Raw genomic sequence first — 4,269 nt, 5'->3', positions numbered from 1 at the left:
TGGGGCCGCTAGGGATTGGGATAAAGCCCGCATCCTGCGCATAGCGCGGGTGCCGGGTAGTTTACTAATTGCTTGTAATTGCTTGACTACCCGGTCTTGGGATCCCTCGCCAGGCTTAACCCAGTCGGCTGGGACTGAGTTGTCTCGGCTCTGTCCGGTACCAGGCGCAGGGGCGGGCCAAAGCGGCCAACCGCTACAGTGTTGTTCAGGGCCGGGATCTGGCGGATGGATCCCTGGCGTAGGCAGCGGTGTAGACGGCGCAGCAGGAAGAGGTCGGCTTCGGAGCACTCCTCTCGAAATAGCCTTACGTTAAGTTCGTGTTCCTGAGCAGCAGTGAGCAAACCGGTCATCATGGCGGTTTGAATGATCTGCTGCACGGTCACGGTCGTCGCTTCATCCATAGGTTTAGGCGATTGGATGGAGACCTTTTGCTGCTCTTATTCTCGATAAATCCCTCTGATATTGACTCCGCCAAATAGCGGATTCGGTATGCGCGCACTTTGTCTTCTTTCTCGGTGCTCGGAAATAGGGCTTTCCAGATACCCATTGACCTTCTAAGCCATCCGGATTCCGTGTAGGCGAAAAGCTTGAAATCTTTGTGTCACAAGCCTTTCCAATCGAAGTGGGAGTAGAGCCAACAATTGGATACGTAGGGATCCCATCCTCACTGCAGTACAAAATTAGACTCAACAGTGAGTTGCTTGAACTTGCCAAAGAGGTGCTGATCCCATGATTTTCCGGGCTGTTGTTTGAGTCTGTGAACAGATATCTGTGGCAATACGGAACTGAGAAGCGATGTTCGTCACCGACAAATGGCGTAGGGTTGCTTGGCTTTTTGTCTGTACCTTGTCGGCAATGAAGGCATAGAGGATGAGCAACAGCTTTGTGTTAGGGTGGGGGCATTCTAGGGTGGCAATGGGCTGTGTCAGAAACTCCACAAAAAGTCGGCTGTGCTGTCCCTCTGGGCTGCTGTGGCTGCGGCTGTTTGGGCCTGCTGGCGGTGTTGGGCCTGGGGCTGGCGGGGGCAGGGATCCTAGTCTGGAATGGGATCCGTGCCTCAGGAGCCTATCGCACCTACCAATTGGCGGTGGAGCAGCTCAAACAAAATGCTGTGGTGGTGGAACGTTTGGGAGAGCCCCTGAGGCCGGGATGGCCCTCGCGGCTGCGTTTTCAGGAAAATGAGGAAGCGGGCTGGGTGTGTCTGTCTTTTTTGATTACAGGGGCCCAGCGCACCGGCGATGTGGTTGTGGAATCGGAGCGGGGCATGGCCGGCTCGGCATGGCAGTTGCGCCATCTGCAAGTGAAAGTTGACGGGGATCCGCAGGCCATTCCGGTCATTGAGGGGGGATCCCGCTGTGAAGAGGAAGAGTCGGATGGAGAAGCCCTGCCCCTGCAGCCAGAAGGCGACATCTAGGTAGCCGAATAGGCTCAGCCGCGGGTAGAGTCAAAAGGACTCCGTCCCGCTGACGCGAACGGTTGTGGCCTTGGATCCCTATGCGGTCGCTTCCTTACCTGCGCTTGCTGCTGTTGTTGGCGCTGTTGGCCTCGTTCGCCGGCCTGATCGTTTGGCTAATCCAATCGTTTCTCGATCTGTACTACGCCACCCGCTACCACCCGATTTTGGGGGGGCTGTTGATCGGGGTGCTGCTGCTGCTGCTGCTGGTGTTTTTGGCCGCTGCCATCTACTACTTGTTTCTGTTTCGCCAACCCGCCCCCAGCAGGAGGGAAATTACCCAACCCCTTGCCTTGCCGGAGACGGCTTTGGAAAAGCGGAAAGCGGCGCAACAGAACTTGGCTCAACTGGAGGCGCAGCTAGCGCAAATCCAGGATGAAGTGGCGCGGGCAGCGCTGGCAGAACGGTCGGCTCTGCTGGCCCAACAGTTGGCCCAGCCCCAACTGAAGGTGGTGGTCTTCGGCACCGGGTCGGCGGGCAAGACTTCTCTGGTGAACGCGCTGCTGGGGCGGCGGGCGGGGGCGGTGGGGGCCACTCTGGGCACCACCCAGGCGGTAGCTTGTTACGACTGGAACTTGCCCGGGATCCCGCAGCCGGTGCAGATCGTGGATTGCCCCGGCATTTTGGAGATCGGCCCGGCAGGGGTGATGCGGGAACAGGAGGCGCAAGCCCAAGCCCAAGCTGCCGATCTGCTGCTGGTGGTGGTGGATGGGGATCTGCGCCAGTCAGAGGTGGATCCCTTGCGCCGGTTGATCGCCCTGGGCAAGCGGGCCCTGCTGATCCTGAACAAAGCGGATCGCTACACCTCAGAAGAACGGCAGATCCTCTTGCAACGCCTGCGGGAGCGGGTTCATCCCCTGATTCCACCTCAGGATGTGTTGATGGCTGCCGCTGCTCCAGCCCCTGTACGGGTGGGATCCCAAACCTGGCGACCGGAGCCGGAGGTGGCCGCCGTGCGGGATCGCGTGCAGGCAGTGCTCTATGCCGAAGGTGGATCCCTGGCCTTGGACAATGCCCTGCTGCAATCGCAACAGTTGGGGGAAGAGGCCAAACGGATTCTCCAAGCCCAACTGCGCCGGCAGGCGGAGGAGGTGATCGATCGCTTTCAGTGGATTGTTACAGGAGTGGTGTTCGCCAACCCCATCCCGGCGGTGGATCTGCTGGCCATTGCCGCCATCAACGCCCAGATGGTGGTGGAACTGGGATCCCTTTACGGCTGCAAGATGGATCTGCAGCAGGGGCGGGAGCTGGCCTTGTCTCTGGCCAAAACCCTAGCGGGCTTGGGCTTGGTGGAAGGGGCGATCCAACTGACCACGGGGATCTTGGCCACCGTTGCCGAAGTGAGCGTCGTCGGTTTTCTGGCGACAGCCCCCATTCAGGCAGCCAGTGCTGGCTATCTCACCCGCATTGCCGGCAAGAGCTTCATTGAGTATTTCCAGCACAACCAAAGCTGGGGAGAAGGGGGGATGCAGGCGGTGGTCAAAGCCCAGGTGCAAAATACCCAAAAATCCGGTTGGCTCAAAGAGTTTGTCCGCGAGGCTTCCCGGCGCATCTTCCGAAATGGGATGGCCAACCCAAGGGATCCCTAATGGCCGCTCAGGGCAATATCCGTCGGCAGGAAGGCCAGCTTCAGTTGCGCCACATAATCGGCGTAGCTCAGTGCCGGCCCAGTGTCCCAATCCGCCAAGCCATGCATGCACTTCGACCATTGAATGAAGGCGGCAGGATAGATATAGGCCAAGCTGGGATCCTGCAAAACCTCTTTGGGCAGTGGAGAGGCCGACTTCAGCACTGCCAACAGAGCCGGCGGCTTGTGGAGAATCACGCGCGTGGCCTCAATCTGCTCTGGGGAAACCCTAAACTTGGCGGCGATAAACGAGATCACTTTGGAAATGGCCATCACCCAACACCAACCTCGCCTATAGAGGTAGGTTGCCCCCAAGCTGAGGGGCTGGCCTCAGGGATCCTACGGAGAGCGGAAAAGAGGGATGAACATTGGCGAGGATGGCCGTGGGCGGGCCTGGGATCCCCTTGCTTGGGGCCGCTGCTCCTCGTTATCCTAGTAAAGCTGAAAAATCTGGGGAAACAGTGAGCCGTGGCTAAAAAGAGCATGATCGAGCGGGAGAAAAAGCGCCAACGCTTGGTCGAGAAGTATCGGGAGAAGCGCCAACAACTGAAAGCGGCCATGGCCGATCCCAACATCGACCAGGCCACCCGCATGGAGCTGCACGCCCAACTGCAAAAACTCCCTCGGGCCAGCTCGCCCACACGCCTGCGCAACCGCTGCTGGAAAACCGGGCGTCCCCGGGGTTACTTCCGCGATTTCGGCCTCTGTCGCAACAGCCTGCGGGAAATGGCCCACAGAGGCTTATTGCCAGGTGTGGTCAAGTCTAGCTGGTAGTTGCCTGGCCTTCGCCGCTTGGTTATGCAGCCAAAACACCCTTTTGAGAGATCCTGAGTGGGCCTGCAACCTTTTCAGCTCTGTGACGAAGATCTCACCCCTGCAGTGGCAAAGGCCCTGGCCGGGGAACCCCACCTGGCCGTGGATACAGAGACGATGGGGTTGATCCCGCAGCGCGACAGGCTTTGCGTGGTGCAAATCGCCAACTCCGCCGGTGAGGTGGTGCTGCTGCGGCTGAGCCGCGGGGTAAAGCAGGCCCCCTTTTTGGCGGGGCTGCTGACGGATCCCAACATTGAAAAGATTTTCCACTACGCCCGCTTTGACCTGGCCATGCTGCGCTATCACCTGGGGATCCGGGCGTGGCCCGTCTTTTGCACCAAAATTGCCAGCAAACTGGCCCGCACCTACACCAGCA

Annotated in this window: 5 protein-coding genes and 1 pseudogene; 4 read left to right on the top strand and 2 right to left on the bottom strand. The window is 59.2% G+C overall.

The genetic code is table 11. The annotated features are described in order from the left end of the window. Positions 1-86: 86 nt before the first annotated feature. Entirely contained in the window at positions 87-401 is a 315-nt protein-coding gene (locus NW856_RS11770) for a hypothetical protein (RefSeq protein ID WP_414400429.1), read from the bottom strand. Between the two features lie 521 nt (positions 402-922). Here NW856_RS11770 and NW856_RS11765 point away from each other — a divergent pair. Then, complete coding sequence (locus NW856_RS11765; RefSeq protein ID WP_414400428.1) at positions 923-1,414, top strand: cytochrome c oxidase assembly factor Coa1 family protein; 492 nt, start codon at positions 923-925, stop codon at positions 1,412-1,414. A gap of 80 nt (positions 1,415-1,494) precedes the next feature. Further along, positions 1,495-3,042 (top strand): YcjF family protein, encoded by a 1,548-nt coding sequence (locus tag NW856_RS11760; protein ID WP_414400427.1) that lies wholly within the window; start codon positions 1,495-1,497, stop codon positions 3,040-3,042. On the opposite strand, the gene NW856_RS11755 is transcribed toward NW856_RS11760, so the two are convergent. After that, a complete protein-coding gene (locus NW856_RS11755) occupies positions 3,039-3,353 on the bottom strand; it encodes a hypothetical protein (protein ID WP_414400426.1) in 315 nt (104 codons plus the stop codon). The genes NW856_RS11760 and NW856_RS11755 overlap by 4 nt on opposite strands. 195 nt (positions 3,354-3,548) lie before the next feature. On the opposite strand from NW856_RS11755, the gene rpsN reads away from it, so the two are divergent. Both rpsN and NW856_RS11745 read left to right on the top strand, forming a co-directional pair. Then, positions 3,549-3,854, top strand: coding sequence for a 30S ribosomal protein S14 (gene rpsN / locus NW856_RS11750; RefSeq protein WP_011432985.1), 306 nt, complete (start codon positions 3,549-3,551; stop codon positions 3,852-3,854). Positions 3,855-3,911: 57 nt separating this feature from the next. After that, positions 3,912-4,269: pseudogene (locus tag NW856_RS11745) on the top strand (ribonuclease D); the annotation flags it as partial.

It is taken from the genome of Synechococcus sp. R3-13 (assembly GCF_047462195.1).
Classification (GTDB): Bacteria; Cyanobacteriota; Cyanobacteriia; order Thermostichales; family Thermostichaceae; genus Thermostichus.
This window is presented reverse-complemented; position numbering and strand designations above follow the sequence as displayed.

Excerpts from the sequence above, each read along its gene's own strand:
- NW856_RS11760 (WP_414400427.1), top strand. The coding sequence starts at position 1,495 with ATGCGGTCGCTTCCTTACCTGCGCTTGCTGCTGTTGTTGGCGCTGTTG.
- NW856_RS11755 (WP_414400426.1), bottom strand. The coding sequence starts at position 3,353 with ATGGCCATTTCCAAAGTGATCTCGTTTATCGCCGCCAAGTTTAGGGTT.
- NW856_RS11770 (WP_414400429.1), bottom strand. The coding sequence starts at position 401 with ATGGATGAAGCGACGACCGTGACCGTGCAGCAGATCATTCAAACCGCC.